11 protein-coding genes and 1 tRNA gene are annotated in these 17,470 nt (G+C 61.0%); 4 read left to right on the top strand and 8 right to left on the bottom strand.

Translation table 11 applies throughout. The features are described 5' to 3' along the window. Positions 1-57: 57 nt before the first annotated feature. Positions 58-951: a lipid A biosynthesis acyltransferase gene (locus HDE77_RS11945; RefSeq protein WP_184417555.1), complete on the bottom strand. Its 894-nt coding sequence runs from the start codon at positions 949-951 to the stop codon at positions 58-60. Positions 952-1,076: 125 nt separating this feature from the next. Between HDE77_RS11945 and dtd the strand changes: the two genes are divergently transcribed. Further along, entirely contained in the window at positions 1,077-1,517 is a 441-nt protein-coding gene (gene dtd / locus HDE77_RS11940; protein ID WP_184417554.1) for a D-aminoacyl-tRNA deacylase, read from the top strand. A 170-nt stretch (positions 1,518-1,687) separates the two neighbouring features. Then, on the top strand, positions 1,688-3,565 hold the full coding sequence (gene rpoD / locus HDE77_RS11935; protein WP_184417553.1) for an RNA polymerase sigma factor RpoD: 1,878 nt from the start codon (positions 1,688-1,690) through the stop codon (positions 3,563-3,565). A 97-nt stretch (positions 3,566-3,662) separates the two neighbouring features. Here rpoD and HDE77_RS11930 read toward each other — a convergent pair whose 3' ends face one another. Then, the gene (locus HDE77_RS11930; RefSeq protein WP_184417552.1) at positions 3,663-4,034 is read right to left on the bottom strand and encodes a nuclear transport factor 2 family protein; all 372 of its coding nucleotides are present in this window, start codon (positions 4,032-4,034) and stop codon (positions 3,663-3,665) included. 110 nt (positions 4,035-4,144) lie between these two features. Here HDE77_RS11930 and HDE77_RS11925 point away from each other — a divergent pair. Next, positions 4,145-4,220 (top strand) — tRNA-Ile (locus HDE77_RS11925). A 711-nt stretch (positions 4,221-4,931) separates the two neighbouring features. Here HDE77_RS11925 and HDE77_RS11920 read toward each other — a convergent pair. The 3 genes from HDE77_RS11920 to HDE77_RS11910 form a co-directional block, all read right to left on the bottom strand. Further along, positions 4,932-5,537: a hypothetical protein gene (locus tag HDE77_RS11920; protein ID WP_184417551.1), complete on the bottom strand. Its 606-nt coding sequence runs from the start codon at positions 5,535-5,537 to the stop codon at positions 4,932-4,934. A 1,298-nt stretch (positions 5,538-6,835) separates the two neighbouring features. Beyond that, on the bottom strand, positions 6,836-7,789 hold the full coding sequence (locus HDE77_RS11915) for a hypothetical protein (RefSeq protein ID WP_184417550.1): 954 nt from the start codon (positions 7,787-7,789) through the stop codon (positions 6,836-6,838). 1,411 nt (positions 7,790-9,200) lie between these two features. Beyond that, on the bottom strand, positions 9,201-10,475 hold the full coding sequence (locus tag HDE77_RS11910) for a Xaa-Pro peptidase family protein (RefSeq protein ID WP_184417549.1): 1,275 nt from the start codon (positions 10,473-10,475) through the stop codon (positions 9,201-9,203). A 641-nt stretch (positions 10,476-11,116) separates the two neighbouring features. Here HDE77_RS11910 and HDE77_RS11905 point away from each other — a divergent pair. Then, positions 11,117-11,893: a TorF family putative porin gene (locus tag HDE77_RS11905; protein ID WP_184417548.1), complete on the top strand. Its 777-nt coding sequence runs from the start codon at positions 11,117-11,119 to the stop codon at positions 11,891-11,893. 51 nt (positions 11,894-11,944) lie between these two features. Here HDE77_RS11905 and HDE77_RS11900 read toward each other — a convergent pair whose 3' ends face one another. From HDE77_RS11900 to kdpB, 3 genes are all read right to left on the bottom strand, one after another. Then, a complete protein-coding gene (locus HDE77_RS11900) occupies positions 11,945-12,652 on the bottom strand; it encodes a response regulator (protein ID WP_184417547.1) in 708 nt (235 codons plus the stop codon). After that, positions 12,649-15,306, bottom strand: a complete 2,658-nt coding sequence (locus tag HDE77_RS11895) for a sensor histidine kinase KdpD (protein WP_184417546.1) — start codon at positions 15,304-15,306, stop codon at positions 12,649-12,651. The genes HDE77_RS11900 and HDE77_RS11895 overlap by 4 nt, the downstream gene beginning before the upstream one ends. Before the next feature lie 77 nt (positions 15,307-15,383). After that, positions 15,384-17,465 (bottom strand): potassium-transporting ATPase subunit KdpB, encoded by a 2,082-nt coding sequence (kdpB, locus tag HDE77_RS11890; RefSeq protein ID WP_184417545.1) that lies wholly within the window; start codon positions 17,463-17,465, stop codon positions 15,384-15,386. Positions 17,466-17,470 lie beyond the last annotated feature (5 nt).

Here is a 17,470-nt window from a genome sequence, read left to right as displayed (position 1 = left end):
ATCGCGACTGAAGTCGCTCCCACAGGGGTGACGCGTAGCTTCTACGCCAGCGCGCCCCTACCCGTTCTCACGATCGTAAGGGCTGGGCCTATCGTCAGCCGAGTAACGTTTGTATTGCCACTGGTACTGCGCAAAGGCCAGCTCGACGCAGGCCTGCACACCTCGATTTAGCGCGCCGCAGGCCACCGTCAGATCGGCGTCCGTCAAGCCCTGTGGCGCCGGCAGCAGATGAATGCGATAGCCCGCACCGCGCGGCAACCGCTCGGCGAACGCAAACAGCACAGTCGCCCCGGTTCGCGCGGCCAGTCGCGGCAGCAGCACCATGGTCAAGGCATCACGACCAAAGAACGGCGCGAACTCGCCCTCACCGGCGCGCGGCTTCTGATCCGGCAGGATGCCAACCGTGCCACCCGCGGCCAGCCGCTTGTACAACGTGCGCACGCCGGCACCGTCGGCGCGCACCTGTTCGGGCGCCAGCGCACCACGCATCTTGCGCATCAGCCCCTCGATCGCGGCGATCCGCGGTGGCCGATACAGGATCGCCATCGGCGTCTTGCGACATAGCCAATAATTCAACAACTCCCAGCAACCCAGATGCGGTGCGGCGATGATCACGCCCTTGCCCGCCGCCAGCGCGGCATCGAACAACGCTTCGCCGCGCACTTCACGAACCAGCTGCAACGCCCGCTCGGCACCGCCGCCCCAGATCTTCACGATCTCGGTGGCCGACTTGCCACTTTCGATCAGCACCTCGCGCAGCAATGCCGCCTGCGCCGCGTCGTCCAGTTGCGGTCGCACGATACGCAGGTTCACGGCGGTGTTCTGCACCATGCGGCTGCGCCACCACAGCGTCAGCCGTCCCACTGCGCTGCCGATGCCATGCAACACGCGCAGTGGCAACCGACCCAGCAGGCGCAAGAGGAGATAGAGGAGGTACATGTCGATACGCATCCGCCCAGTTTACGGGACTAGCCCGCGGACACTTCAACCGGCCCGACTGCCGCGCTAACGCCCGGCCGCTTTCGCCTGCCGCACGGTGGTTTTAAGCTGAGCGCCTCGCCCCTCTCCGTGCGGCCATGATTGCCCTGATCCAGCGCGTACTCTCCGCCCGCGTCGACGTTGACGAGGCCACCATCGGCGCAATCGGCCCGGGCCTGCTGGCGCTGGTGGCGGTGCAGCCGGACGACGGCGAAACCCAGACCAGACGCATGCTCGAACGCCTGCTCGGCTATCGCGTATTCGCCGACGACGCCGGCCGCATGAACCGTTCGCTTACCGATACCGGCGGCGGATTGCTGTTGGTCAGCCAGTTCACCCTCGCCGCCGACACCCGTTCGGGCATGCGTCCAAGTTTCACGCGTGCGGCGTCACCGGAGCACGGCAGGCGCTGGTTCGACCGGCTACTGGAACTCGCGCGCGTGGCGCATCCGGGGGTGGAAACCGGCTGCTTTGGCGCCCATATGAAGGTCCAGCTGGTGAACGATGGACCGGTGACTTTCTGGCTCGACACCAGTTGAATGGACAAGCGCAGGCCAGGCGCGACGCGATCCCTGAAAGAAGTAGCGCAAGACCGCGATTTGGCGCGATTTTTGCGTGTGCTTTCAGAATATTTTCCCACTTGAAAACTGGTCAAAAAAGCAGCACATCGCTATAATGTCCGGTTCTTGAACCCCGCGGCGGTCGGTTAATGAATAGCAAAGCTCCCCACGAGCAACAGTCGGAAATCAAAGCACTCATCTCCAAAGGTCTGGAGCAGGGTTATTTGACCTACGCCGAAATCAACGATCACCTGCCGGACGACATCGTCGACCCGGAGCAGATCGAAGACATCATGGCGGTGCTCAAGGGCGTCGGCATCGAAGTGCACGACGCCGCGCCGGATGCCGACCCGCTGGCCGACAAGGCCGGCAGCAGCACCGACGACGAAGCCGCCGCCGAAGAAGCCGTGGCGCTGTTGTCCGCCGTCGACGCCGAAGTCGGCCGCACCACCGACCCGGTGCGCATGTACATGCGCGAAATGGGTACGGTCGAGCTGCTCACGCGTGAAGGCGAAATCGCCATCGCCAAGCGCATCGAGGAAGGCCTCGGCCAGGTGCAGACCGCGCTGGCCAGCTTCCCGCTGACCATCGAACTGCTGCTGGAAGAGTACGACCAGCACCTGGACGGCAAGCGCCGCCTCAGCGAAATCCTGGCCGGCTTCCTCGATCTGGAAGAAGCCGCCGACCTCGCCCGCAAGGAAAAAGAAGCCGCCGCCCTGCTGGCGCCGGAACCCGAAGTCAGCGAAGACGATGCTGACGACGCCGACGAAGAGACCGCCACCGAGGACGAGGAAGAAGCCGGCCCGACCGGTCCCGATCCGGAAGAGGTCAAGCGCCGCATGGAGCTGCTGCGCGACTACTACGGCAAGTTCCAGAAGGCCGCGCCGAAAGCCGCCAGCATCACCGACAAGAAGATCGTCAAGCTGCGCGACCAGATGGCCGAGGAGTTCCTCAAGCTCAAGCTGCCGTCCGCGCTGATCGACGGCTTCGTGCGCAAGCTGCGCGAAGTGGTCAACGACATCCGCCATCACGAGCGCGTGCTGATGGACATCTTCGTCAAGCAGGTGAAGATGCCCAAGGCCGAGTTCATCAAGACCTTCCCCAGCAACGAGGGCAACCTCGAATGGGTGGCCGAGCTGGGCCGCAAGCGTCAGAAGTGGTCGCCGAACATCAAGAACCACCGCGAGGCCATCGACGCCGAGCAGGAGAAGCTCGCCACCATCGAGCGCAAGCTGTTCCTGCCGCTGATCGACATCAAGGACATCAATCGCGCCATGGCCAGCGGCGAAGCCAAGGCTCGTCGTGCGAAGAAGGAAATGGTCGAGGCGAACCTGCGCCTGGTGATCTCGATCGCCAAGAAGTACACCAACCGCGGCCTGCAGTTCCTCGACCTGATCCAGGAAGGCAACATCGGCCTGATGAAGGCGGTCGACAAGTTCGAATACCGCCGTGGTTACAAGTTCTCGACCTATGCAACCTGGTGGATCCGCCAGGCGATCACCCGCTCGATCGCCGACCAGGCGCGCACCATCCGTATCCCGGTGCACATGATCGAGACGATCAACAAGCTCAACCGCATTTCCCGCCAGATGCTCCAGCAGTTCGGCCGCGAGGCCACGCCGGAAGAACTGGCCAAGGAAATGGAGATGCCCGAAGACAAGATCCGCAAGGTGCTGAAGATCGCGAAAGAACCAATCTCGATGGAGACCCCGATCGGCGACGACGAGGACTCGCATCTGGGCGATTTCATCGAAGACGGCAACGCCAGCTCGCCCATCGACTCGGCCACCGAGACCGGCCTGATGGAAACCGTGCGTGACGTGCTCGCCGGACTCACCCCGCGTGAGGCCAAGGTGCTGCGCATGCGCTTCGGCATCGACATGAACACCGATCACACGCTGGAAGAAGTCGGCAAGCAGTTCGACGTCACCCGCGAACGGATCCGTCAGATCGAAGCCAAGGCACTGCGCAAGCTGCGCCACCCGAGCCGCTCCGAACAGCTGCGCTCGTTCCTCGACGTCGAGTAAGCAATACAACACCGCGATAACGAAGAAGGCCCGCCGATGCGGGCCTTCTTCGTTTCATGGCCACCAACTCAGCCAAGGCCTGGCGCGGACGACCGTATCAACCCATGTCGTAGAAGAACTGCTCATGCACGATCTTGCCGTCGCGCACGCGATAAACGGCAATCTCGCGCATATCGGTGCGACCCCTACCCTTGTAGGTGACATCCACCCGCATCGATACACTGAACCAGCTGTCGGCGATCACTGGGTCACTCACCTCGCCTCCGTGGACAGCTTCAACGCTCTCCCGCCAGACGCGTCCTTTCTCACGGATGGCCGGCAATCCCACAGCATTGCCCAGGGCACCCTCAGGCAACCCTTCCATCTCGACACTTACCGCATCCTGCGCATACAGCTCGTTCTGCGCTTCCTCGTACTTCCCTTCCCGGCACAGCTCAACCAACCGATTGGCGATCGTCACGGTGTTCATGCGCACTCTCCGACATGAGGGGAACGTAAGCGTACCCCTCAGCATGACGACCTTCCAACGCCTGCCCTCGTGCACGACGGGCGCGCTACGGTAAACTTCCCGTCTTGCACGGGCCTATAGCTCAATGGTTAGAGCAGAGGACTCATAATCCTTTGGTTCGAGGTTCGAGTCCTCGTGGGCCCACCAATTCATACCCCGCATGGCCCAAGTGTGGCGGAAAGCATAGTTTGGCCGGAATGGCCAAATTATGATTTCTTGGAAAGCATAGTTTGGCCGCGCAGGCCTCGGGTACCGGTGAGCCATCGGGCCGCCATTCGTCAGCCCGGGTCAATGCCAGCTATCGCGGAAAGCAGGCTCTGCGCGTCTTTCAACGCCCCTTTCACTGTGATCTCGAGGTCACTTACCAGCGCGGGGGAATGATCCATGGGCTACGCGGCGCTCATCCCTATTCCGTCCCCGCCATTAAGGCAGCAACCTGCTGCCCAAATAGGCTCAAGGGCTGCGCCGAGCCCAATTGGTCAACAACATCGAAGCCTCATAAATCGTCCAACAGCCTGTTGGACGATTTGGCCAGCATTGTTGAGCGAAGCACGTGTATCTCGGTGAGCCACTCGAGGTACTGCTAGAGCGTCGCTAGATCGTATGGCCTGGTCTGCAACACTGCGTGTCTCGGCAGGACGCGAATTCTGTTGCTGATTGGGCGAACTGTTGGCGCCACCTGAAAAGCGGTTCGGTGTCGCCTAACTTTACCGGGAAGGGCCAACGGAAATGTCGAGTGTGGACGGCGGACGGCGGACGTTTCGAGATTGCTGTTTTGCCGTTCGCTGCGCAACTTCCGCTTCCGGCCAGAAGCGGACATCCCGGGGTTTCAATCAGGCGGCAGGATTAGGCCTTTAGTTAAAGTAAATTTGAATGCCTAGGACTGCGATGCAGGCCAGCATCGCAAGCGAGGACCGGCCTCGTGCCACGATAAAGCTGTAAAACCCCAGCGCTGCCGTATGCCTCGAAGGAAAACCAAATGGTCGACAAAAAGAGCGCAATACAAAGGACCAAAGATTTGATCGCTCCCAATCCGTGCCCGCACGCTTGACTCACCCACAGGCCGGCGAGGGCACCAATGGTCGCCGGGATCATAGACAGTTCGAATTTATAGCGGAGCAGAATAGCGCGCAGGTACCCACTGCCAATCCGTTCTTGAGTCGCGGGGATCGCCAAGTATTTTTCCCAAGTGGCATAGATAGAAGGATGGGTCCGGCTCTTCCGCAGTCCGTCTATTAAGGACTCTATCCTGGACCCGGCATTCTCCAGAACCAAGCCAAGCACGAGCACAATCCCAAACGCCGTTATCGAAATCGGCAGTGACGCATGCTCCCACGTCGATGAGTCTTGGAGAGACGGCCAGAAGACGCCGGCGACCCATGGCGCGCCGGCGACAAAACCCGGAACCATGACAACAGCCACCACGCGGTAAATATCGGGCTTTAAGGCCGTAGTAAGGTCCATCGACGCCTCTCCTAAAAAGTCGTGTTCATCTAAGGAAGTCTGGAGGGACCAGCTACAGCTCACTCGTCCCCACACATTGGTCAAGCACACCATCACCGACCTTGAAATATTTGTTGTCGCAATCGTACCGAGCATTTAAGATTTCGAGCGAAAGCTCGTAGTCAACACGACGCCCCCGCTTTGAGTAGCAGCCCCCTTCAGAGTCCTGATGTCATCGTAGCCGCTCTCGCGGTCAGTTGTAGTGCGTAGGTAGCGGGTGTTAGACGTTGAGTGGGGGTGCCCAGGGATACATGACACTGAACGGTGAGCGCCCATTCGAAGCGCATTGGTTCAACGCAGCATTCGGCGATGCGGCGAAACCTGCAATCGTCGTTCCGGTCGACCGGTTGAACGTGAGGTTGAGCAATGATCAATGTACAACCGTTGAGCTCGCGCGCGCAGGCAACTAGCTGTCTGGGGCGGGAAGGTCGAGCATCCTGGCTAAATCACCCAGGCCGATGACCAGCGACTCCGAGGACGTCTACGTAGAGCTGCTCTCTGGATCGGTTAGCTGGGATCAGCCAGATAAGTCGTCACTTTTCTCGAGTTGGAAGTTGCTCTCAATAGCGGCAGACGGAAAGGAAACAATGCTATTCGAAAACTGCTCCGCTCCGAAGCCGGTAGGGCAATGATTGAGTCTTACTACTGGAAGCAAGATCTTCTTGCTCACGCGAGCCGGTTGACGCCGGTCCAAAGACCGGGACGTTGGTCGGAGCGAGCTGTCGTAAATTTTGAAAAGGAGCTGATGATCTCCTTTTTCATGATTCGAGCTCTTCTTGAGCGAGGTAAGGTTTCCTCAAGATCTCGCAAATATCAGGTTCCCTTGGGTAGATCCCCTTGGAACGGTAAGCAAATAACGGTACTCAATCATTGGCTCATCGGTGACCTATATCGGTGGGAGAACGAAGAAGCATCACACGTCTCAATTGCATTTCTGTCCAACCAGTTTGTGCACTCTCGTGCAATATTTACTATGAGAGACAAGACGCGCAACTGGTCAGAAGTTCTTCTTTGCTCCGACTTTGAGGCGCGCAAAGCGATCTACCGCGTATCTGTCCAAGAGATTCAAAAAGTATTTCGGCTCGTCGGCTCAGATTACGTTCGAAGATCTTCACTTGTGTACGACGAAGAGCTCCGCGACTATCGGGTCACCACGGACTGAAGGCTAGCAACTGGCCCAAGCCGAAGGATAAGTGGCAGCGGTGAATCATCCGCGATGGCGCGAACTGAATCCTGTCAAACACGTCCAACTTGTCGCTTCAATGGCTGCGAAGCGAATCGGCGCGATCGTCAATGGCAATTAGAGTGTGATACGTCCGCATCCAGTTCGCCTGGGTTAGTGTACGAACCCGAAACTTCGCTTTAACCGTAGTGAACAACAGCGACTGAATGTGCCCGCTCTCGCCTGCCTCAGCTATCTTCCGAGCCGGCCCATTTTCGATTCGTCCCGAGACTCTCTCGCCGTTCGAATAAGCGAACTCAAATACCTTGCTCGAGAATCCAACAATCTGACCTTCGATAAAGTCCGTCTCAACCTCGCTAATCGAAGTATTCTCCGTCCTTAGTCTGGCTCGTTTCACGTCATCGGCGGAGAGAAGGCGATCGTGCGCTCCCTCGACGATGCGCACCGTGGCATCGGCCTCGTCCAGCACCTCGAAAAACCGATGCACAGCGCTGACAACGCGCTGATCAAGCGTCTCAACTGCGTCTGACCAATCGTCATCAGTAGAGGACAATTTGGACATCGCAGCTGACAAAGACTCTATTGCTTCGCCAACCTTCGTTTCCACGATCTGACTTTGCTCGGGCGCCTCCTCCATGAGAAAGCCGAACGAGCCACGCGCAACGTCGGTAACCATAAGCTTTGCTTCGCTAGATGCGCGAATACGCCCCCGCGCACCGAGCGCATCATCAAATTCCATCGATGCGAAGTGCTTTGCGACAAGGCTCTGATAACTCTCCAGCGCATCGCTCGCAAATTTGGCGTCTACACCTCTTGAACCCAGCACCGGTCGTCCACCAAAGAACAACGCCACAGATGCCACCCTTTCTGGCGATTCTTCGAGCTGTTGCAGCTGCAATGACAGGCCGTCGGAACGTTCGGTAAGCTGCGCCTCACCTATGAAGTCATGGTTGTGACGCGCGGACTCGAGCAGCGACAGTGTCGTAGCGAGGTCTGAGGTAAGCGCTTCGATTTCCAGCTTCTTGACCATAGTGATTCGCCTAGGCTAGTAGCGCGGCTGCAGCATCGTCGTCGCAAACTAGCGGAACCTGCACTAATCCCTTCCAGAGACTGGTGTTGCGCTGATGCGAAAACAAGCCACTCCAGTACGACGAAACCTCCACAATGTATTGCGGGGGGCTGCCAAGGTCGACGAAATATGCGTCACAAAAATACTTTGTTTTGGCCAACTTAGGACTGAACAGATCACCACTTCGCGAAACCAGACTGCGCCAATCCGAATCGTTCAAACCTGCAGGCCGATGGGCAAGTGTAACTATGTCTATGTCTCGCGGATCGCGACCGCCCGTCATCTCGACGTTTTCGACAAAGCTTCCATCTATCCATTGGAAGCCCTCGGTAACACCGATGCTGCGCAGGTCCTTTCGATACTCAAGCAAGCCGCCCAGGAGTGTATTGCGGGGCGCGCTTGTGCCAAATCTACGGACTAGGTCGACAGTGCTAGCTTTGTACGGGGACCGTCCCGCCTGGGTATTCGGCCCTAAAGCCGGGTCAAAAGGTGGTAACACCCCCGACTGGTTAAATTGCGGAATCATGCGACCCCCTCGGTCAGTCCTGACCATCGCGGTCCTCATCATCGCGCATGTGGTGCCAACTGTCACCCAAGCAATCAGAGCCCGCCAAGTGAATGCAAGGGACTCGGCGGAGTCATGCACCAGATACGCTTCCACTAGGTGGGGTTCTGCCGTCCGAGAGCACCGGCGCTCCGCTTCGCGGTTCGACATGGCTAGGCGCTCGCAACTTTCAATTTGCGCGCCCGAACGGCTGCGGCGTAGCAATGGTCTTGGAAATCGATAGCGGCGCTGCGGCGGGTTGGCCGTTCGGATAATGCAATGTGATGTTGTGATCAAAAGTAAACGTTTGATCTTGCGGCACCGTCGAGGCCATCGCGTTGTTGGCGCGTCCCGTGTTAGGCAGAGCAGTGCTACCCGCAGTGAGATCAGCGAACTTCTTTGCAACTCCCTTCGCGTAACCAGGCTCCTCCGCATAGCGACCAGGACGCCGATCTCTGCTGCAGCCTCGCGGGCACGCGTTACACCCGGATTCTCTGTGGGCTTCAGGGTCTGGCTGTAGTTGCCGGCAGCGAAGACGATCGTGTAGTCAGGCAACCTGGCCCGTACCGGCCGCAAATACGGGAATTGCTGCAAGACACTCACGAGCACCAGCTGTGCGGACTACTTTGTGTCCTTCCTCGGCAGACTCATCCTTTGCTTCTGGCGAGCCGCCGAGACGCACGCCGAGCTCTTCCCTGGCAGCAAATGAATTCGGGTAGCTCGGCCAATCTATGCTTTCCAGTGACGGCCAAACTATGCTTTCCGCCACACAAGGTTGGTCTTCCCAGCGATAAGTGGCAGTTTTGACACTTTTCGCAAGGAAACCGATCAGATCGGGTCTTCGATCGACTTGGCGAGCTCGGTGAAAAGCTTCGGACCGGCTTCGGTCATGTGCCAGCAGTCTTCCAGCCGGATGCCGAATTCGCCGGGAATGTAGATCCCCGGCTCGTCGGAAAAACACATGCCGGGTGCCAGCGGCGTGGAGTCGCCATGTACGAGATAGGGCGGCTCGTGGCCGTCCAGGCCGATGCCATGGCCGGTGCGGTGGGGAAGGCCTGGCAGATGGTAGCCGGGACCCCACCCTTCCTTTTCGTAGTAGGCGCGCACGGCATCGTCGATGGCGCCCACCGGGGTGCCCAGCTTGGCGGTGCTCAACGCGATCTCCTGGCCTCGCTTGACGGTGTCCCAGACCTTCCGCTGTTTCGCCGTCGGCTGGCCCATCACCCAGGTACGCGAGATGTCCGATTGATAGCCATGCACGGTGCAGCCCACGTCCATCAGAATGACTGAACCCTCGTGCAGGGTCTGCGGCTGGCGCGAGCCATGCGGGTAGGCGCTGGCCTCGTTGATCAACACGAGGGCGAACTCCGGTGCGCCGCCAAGGGCCACGGTGGCGGCGTTCATCATGGCGCCGATCTCGTCAGGGCGCATGCCGGGGCGGACGTTGCCATGGACGTAGCGCAGCGCCGCCAGGGTGACGTCATTGGCGGTTTGCATCAGCGCGAGTTCGGCCGGGGACTTGATCAGCCGAACGGCTTTTACCAGGGCGTCGCCGGAAACCACTCGGTAGGCCCCGCCGCTTGCGTCGCGCACCCCGTCGACGATGAACAAACGCGTGGTGGCTTCGAAGGCGATCGGGCCGGAGCTAACGCCGCGATCGCGAAGCGCGCCAACAAGCCGGGCGAACGGGCTCTCATGCTCATTCCAGGGCTGCACATCGCCCTTCACCGCCAGGGTCTCGCGGATCGACGGCTCTTCGAAGGCCGGGGTCACGACGACGATGTCACCCCGGGCCGGGATCACGGCCGCCGTCGTACGTTCCGAGCGATGCCACTGGACGCCGGTGAAGTAGTCCAGGCTCGAGCCCGACTCCAGGATCAAGGCGCCAATCTTTTGATCGACCATCAGCCGTTGCAGTTTGGCGATCCGCGCCAGGCGCTCGTCCACCGAAATCGGCTTGGCGCCGGCGGTCATGGAAGCCAATCCGGCCAGCCCGGTAGCTGCAGCAGGCGCAGCCTGCGCCGGCCGGCCGGCGAGCAAAAGGCCGGTGGACGCGGCGGCGGTGGCGGCTACAGTTCCAGTGAGAAAGTCGCGACGACGCATGGAGACTCCGGAACGAGGCTGAGGATGCTTCGCAGTATGAGGCCGGAGTTGGCGACGCGACTACTGGCTGGCCTGGTGTCGAATCGCGTTTCCGCCAGCTCTGTTAGCGACCCTGAGGCCTTCAACGCCGTGACTGGGGTGTCGCGATTCCAGTCTGGCACTCAACGATGCCGTAGGTGAGGAGGAGTCCATCCCATTGCCTCCGGTGGCGGTTTCAGCCGGTCAGTGCGGCCCGGCATCCATCTGACGATTCGGTGTCAGTGCTTAAGAAACCGTGCGCCGCATGGTCGAGGCTGCACCCGGACGGCTGCACCTGTGCCGCGAGGACCCGTGCGCGATCCAGAGGATCACCGATGCGCTGACCCGATTCGGCTGTCAGGTCGACGTGTTCCCGGGCTCTCGCGAAGTGACCGTACCGACCGACGTCGACCGCCGCTGGCTAGCGCGAGTGCTCGATGCGCATTGCGTCCCATGCCTTTGGGTAGTGGATGACCTCCTGATCGCTTGCTGTCGTCTTTATTTCGTCTTGATGGCCTGCGTCAAAACTCAGCGCCATCTTTAGACCGTCGTTTCTAACATCCGCTCCGTTCCTTTCCGACATGCGACCTCGGTTCGCATGTCCAACACCCGGATGAATAACGATGAAATTGGTTCCCCTCTTTGTACTGTCCCTGTTGCCACTCGCCGTTTGCAGCCATGCTCTTGCACAAGACGCCACTGCATCCACCCCTACCACTACAACTGCAGCAGCTGCGACGCCGGACTGGCAGATCACCTATAACGTCGGCGCCCAGTCTGACTACGTCTTTCGGGGCATCAGCCAGACCAACGGTCACCCGTCGGGATTCGCTGGCGCCGATGCCACCTATCTCAGCCAGTGGTATGTCGGCGCATGGTCGTCCAATGTCGACTTCAGCCCCTCGGGCGATACGCATACCAGCCAGGAGGTTGATCTCTACGGTGGTTGGCGGCCGACGCTGGCTGGCATCAACTTCGATCTCGGCTACATCTACTACGGCTACAAAAACCAGCCGCAGGATATCCGCGAGTCCTATGCCGAGGGTTATCTGCGCGCCACTCACGCGTTTGGTCCAGTAACGCTGGGAGGCGGTGTCGCGTATTCGCCGAACTTCCCCGGCATGGCAAAGCATGCGCTCTACACCGAAGCCAATATCGCCTACGCCATCAACTCGGCCTGGACGGCTTCGGCTGCAGTGGGTCGCCAGACCGAAGCGAACGCTTCACTCTCCGCCAGCGGGAGTGCCGAGAGTTTCAACTACAACACCTGGAACGCCGGCATCACCTACGCCATCAACGACCACACGTCGCTGGATATTCGCTACTGGGACACTGACCAGCATGCCGTGGGCGATATCTATCAATCGCGCGTGGTCGCCGCGCTCAAGGCAACGTTCTAAAGACGCCCCGGGATGCGCGTGACGATCTCGCGCAGGGGAGCTGACCGGAGATCAGCTCCCCTTCCCCAAACCGGCCAGACGGTAACCGACCTGCAATTCAGTCATCAGGTACTGCGGTCGCGCCGGATCGTCTTCGAGCTTCTGTCGCAGATTGGCCATGTAGACGCGCACGTAGTGAGGACGATCGGCGTAACCGGGTCCCCACACGTCGAGCAGCAGTTGGCGATAGGTGAGGACTTTGCCATGCCCCCGGCTCAGCGCCGCAAGCAGTCGAAATTCGATGGGAGTGAGATGCACCGGCTCACCATCCCGCGTGACGACGTAAGTGGCGAGGTCCACGCGGACGGCACCAAATACCAGCGCCGACGGCGCCACCCCATCCCCCGCCACGATGCTTGCACGACGCAGCTGGGCCCTGACGCGGGCGACCAGTTCCGGTACGCCAAACGGCTTCACCAGATAGTCATCGGCGCCGGCTTCAAGAGCGTCGACTTTTTCCTGCTCATGATCGCGCGCAGAAAGCACGATGACGGGCGCCGTGGACCATCCGCGCAATTGCCGGATGAATGTCTTTCCATCGCCGTCCGGCAGACCGAGATCCACGATGACGAGCTGCGGCTGCCGACTGGCCGCATCGATACGTGCCTGCATCGCGTCGCCGGCCTCGAATACCGTCATGTCCTCGCGCTCGAGCGACAGGCGGATGAAGTGGCGGATATCGGCTTCGTCCTCGACGACCAGGATCCTCGGCTTGCTCATGGCAACATCTCGCTTTCAACTTCAGGTTGCTTGCCGATCGGCAAGCGGATTTCGAAGCGTGCACCGCGCGGCATCAGTGGCATCGCCTCGATCGTCCCGCCGTGTGCGGCGACGATACTGCGACACAGCGCGAGGCCCAACCCCACGCCCGTGATCGAGGATTCCTTCACTCCACGGGTAAAAGGTTCGAATAGTGCTTCCGGCTGGGAGCCAGACGGCAGGCCGGGGCCATCATCGTCAATGCACAGGTACATTGTGTCGCCCATGGCCATCGCGCGAATCCAGATCGTGGCCTCGGCCGGCGTGTATTTCGCCGCGTTGTCCAGCAGGTTGACCAGGACGCGCTCGAACGGGTTCGCATCGAGCTCAACCAACGGGAGGTCTGCCGGCAGATCGACATGAACGCGCCGATCGCCCAGTGTCGTACCCAGGCTTGCCAGCGCGCTACCGACGATTTCACTCACGGCATGCCACTCGAGGTTGAGCCGGACGCCATCGCTCTGCATCCGCGCAAGATCCAGCAAGTTGACGACCAGTCGGTGCAACGCATCGGCCTGTTGGTGGATGGATCGCGCGAGCAGATCACGTTCGTCGCGCGACAGGCCTTCCATGGTTTCGAGGGTTTCAGCCATACCGCGGATGGCGGTGAGCGGAGTTTTCAGGTCGTGCGAGACGGCGGCCAACAATGTGTGGCGCAGTCGCTCCCCTTCCATCCGCACCAATGTGTCGCGTGCGACATCGACGAAATGGATGCGCTCAAGCGCCAGCGCGATGAGCGCGCAACAGGCGTCGAGCAGACGGCGATCATCGGGCTCCGCGGCCGATGCCTGGCCTTCCGCACGCAAGGCCAGCACACCTCGGGTGCGCAGCGGGGCCTTCAACGGAAGGTACTCGGCATCGGCACTCGCCAACGTGGACTTGCCGTGGCCGGCGGGCTGCACGTGCTCGTATACCCATTGGGCGACCCCGGCATCGAACGCGGCGTCGTTCGGTATGCGTCCGTCGAGATCCGGCAGCATCAGGGCGCCGCGCGACGCAAACATCGGTGCGATGGTATCCGTACATACCGCCACGATCTGTTCGGTTGTCATCGCTGCCGACAGATCGCGCGCCACACGCGCCAGTGCGGTGGCACGGCGTTCGCCTGCTGTTGCCAGCGTCGCCTCCGAACGCAGCCTCGCCGCCAGTTGACCGGTGACCAGTGCCACGACCAGCATCAACACAAAGGTGAAGATGTATTGAGTGTCGGAAACATGGAAGGACAGAATCGGCGGCACGAAGAAGAAGTCAAAACTCGCCACGCTGACCAGTGCCGCGAGTGCGCCAGCGGCCTTGCCCCAACGCAGCGCCACGAGCACGACGGTCAGCAGAAACAGCATGACGACGTTCGACAGATCGAACACGCGCAGCAGCAATGCTGCCACGAACGTGGTCAGCCCGCAGGCCAGTAGCGACAGCAGGAGCGCCTTCGCCCCGACGCTGGGCCTGGATATACGCTTTCTCGGGATGGCCGATGGTGGCGACGGCTGCAGAAGAATCAGCCCCACCTCGGGATTGGCTTCAGCGATGACACGCGCAAGTGACTTGCGCCATGGCGAACGCCAACGCGCCTCGCGGTGCCCCAGCACAAGCCGGGTCGCGTTGCGGGTGCGCACGCATTCAAGCAACGCGTCGGCGACATGCTCGCCCGGGATACTCAGGAACTCGGCACCGAGGCTCTCGGCCAGCTTTGCCAGCCGTAGCAACGCCTCACGTTCCAACGGGTGGCGGCTACGCCGCGACTCATCGACATGCACCACCATCCAGTCGGCACGCAGCCGTTGCGCGAGCCGTGAGCCCTCGCGTATCAATTTTTCGTGAGCGACATCCGCCCGCACGCAGACCAGCAGGCGTTCATCGGTTGGCCAGACGCCGTCGATGGCGTGATGGTTTCTGTACGCACGGACATCCACACTGACCCGGTCGGCCAGACGCCGCAGCGCCAGCTCGCGCAGCGAGACGAGATTGCCCTTGCGGAAAAAATGATTACGGGCTTGCTGTGCGGCCGCGGGCGGGTAGATCTCGCCGTCCTCCAGCCGATGCAGCAGGTCTTCCGGCGAAAGATCCACCAGCACTACGTCATGCGCCGCATCGAAACATTGATCCGGCACGACTTCGCGCACACGGATCCCGGTGATGTCGCCAACGACATCGTTCAGGCTTTCCAGCTGCTGGACGTTGAGCGTGGTGTACACGCTGATCCCCGCACGCAACAGTTCCTCGACGTCCTGCCAGCGCCTGCCGTGACGACTGCCCGGCGCATTGGCATGCGCCAGTTCATCAATCAGCACCAGGTCCGGATGCAGCGCCAAAGCGCCATCGAGATCGAACTCCTGCGGCGATGGCGACTGATGGGGCAACCCGCGAGCAGGCAGCTGCGGCAGGCCATCGAGCAACCGGCTGATCGGTGCGCGATCGTGGGTCTCCACCACGCCGACGCATACGTGAACTCCGCTCTCCTGCTGTCGATGCGCAGCCTGCAGCATCGCGTACGTTTTGCCGACCCCCGCGCAGGCGCCAAAGAAAATCCTGAGGCGGCCGCCCGCTTGTCGCTTGAATTCGCCGGTGATGGCTTCGAGAAGCTGGTCCGGATCTGGCCGTCTATCGCTTGTCATGAGGTGCCGCCGCCTCCGGACGGATGACACCCATGATACTCGCGCGGACGACACGACCGGAGGACCCGCGTTCCAGCTCACATGAACGGCGTGAGCAGAAGATCGATCAGCTTGATCCCGACAAACGGCGCGATGAGACCGCCCACGCCGTAGATCAGGAGATTGCGCCAAAGCAGCTGCTGGGCCGAGGCGGCGCGATAGCGCACACCGCGCAATGCCAGAGGCACCAGCACGACGATGATCAAGGCATTGAAAATCACGGCGGACAGGATCGCCGACGTGGGGCTGTGCAGGCCCATCACGTTCAACTTGGCCAGGGGCGGATACGTCGCCACGAACGCCGCCGGAATGATCGCGAAGTACTTGGCCAGATCATTGGCGACACTGAATGTCGTCAGGGCGCCGCGCGTCATGATCATCTGCTTGCCCACCTCGACGACCTGCAGCAACTTGGTCGGGTTGCTGTCGAGGTCGACCATGTTGCCCGCCTCCTTCGCCGCCTGCGTGCCGCTATTCATCGCCACGGCCACGTCGGCCTGGGCCAGCGCGGGCGCATCGTTCGTGCCATCGCCAGTCATCGCTACCAGCCAGCCTTCTGCCTGGTACTGACGAATCAGCTTCAGCTTGTCCTCTGGCGTCGCTTCGGCGAGAAAATCGTTCACTCCCGCCTCGGCCGCAATGGCCGCTGCGGTAAGCCGGTTGTCGCCGGTGACCATCACCGTCTTGATACCCATCAGATGCAGCTTGGCGAATTGCTCGCGGATGCCTCCCTTGACGATGTCCTTGAGCTCGACCACGCCCAAAATGCGCGAGCCATCGGCCACCACCAGTGGCGTACTGCCACGGCGCGACACTTCATCGACGCTACGTTCGACATCGGCGGGATAGATACCGCCGAGTGACTGGACGTGCTCGCGGATCGCGGATGCCGCGCCTTTGCGGATGGATCGACCATCCATGTCCACGCCACTCATACGCGTACGTGCGCTGAAGGGTACCGGCTGACTATCGCCAAGCGATCGCCCGCGCAGGCCGAAACGCTGCTTGGCGAGCACCATGATGGAGCGGCCCTCGGGTGTTTCATCGGCCATCGAAGCCAGTTGGGCAGCATCGGCCAGGCTGGCCTCATCTATGCCGGTCGCCGGCAGAAAGGCCGAGGCTTCGCGATTTCCCAGGGTGATCGTGCCGGTCTTGTCGAGCAGCAATACATCGACGTCGCCAGCTGCCTCGATCGCGCGTCCCGAGATCGCCACGACATTGGCCTTGAGCATGCGGCTCATGCCCGCGATGCCGATGGCAGACAGCAAGGCACCGATGGTGGTCGGGATAAGACACACCAGCAGCGCGATAAGCACCGTGACACTTACTATCTTGCCCGATCCATTGAGCGCCACGCTCATGCTGGAAAACGGTAGCAACGTGGCGCAGACCATCAGGAAGATGAGCGTCAGCGCGACCAGCAGAATCGTCAGCGCAATCTCGTTGGGCGTCTTGTTGCGCTTGGCCCCTTCGACCATCGCGATCATGCGGTCGAGGAAGGTTTCGCCGGGGTTGGCAGTCACCCTTACGATGATCCAGTCGGACAAGACACGCGTACCGCCGGTGACCGAGCAGAAATCACCGCCGGACTCACGCACCACCGGCGCAGACTCGCCGGTGATGGCCGACTCGTCGACCGATGCCACTCCAAGCACGACTTCGCCGTCCGCAGGAACCGTATCGCCCGCCTCAACAAGTACCAGCATGCCCGCGGTGACCTCTTCGCTGGTCGCCATGTACCAGCTGGAGTTGAAACGCGGCTCACGCAGCACCTTGGCGTACACCCGCTGCCGCGATGCGCGCAGGGCGGCAGCCTGCGCCTTGCCACGGCCTTCAGCGAGCGCTTCCGCCGCATTGGCAAAGATGACCGTGAACCACAGCCACACGGCAATCGCGAAGATGAATCCGGTCGGCGCGTCGCCGTGACCCAGCAACGCGCGCACCCATAGCAGCGTGGTAGCCATGCTGCCGAGGTAGACAACGAACATCACCGGATTCTTCCACTGCGCCTGTGGCGCCAGCTTCCTGAATGCATCGGCAATCACAGAGGCCCAGCCGGGCGACGTGGCGTACGGCCGCGTGACAGGGTTGGTTGCTAGCAAGGTTTCGTTCTGCGACATAAAGG

The organism is Rhodanobacter sp. MP7CTX1 (assembly GCF_014205795.1).
Classification (GTDB): Bacteria; Pseudomonadota; Gammaproteobacteria; order Xanthomonadales; family Rhodanobacteraceae; genus Rhodanobacter.
Note: the sequence above shows the minus strand (reverse complement) of the source record. Positions and strands in the feature narration are given on the sequence as shown.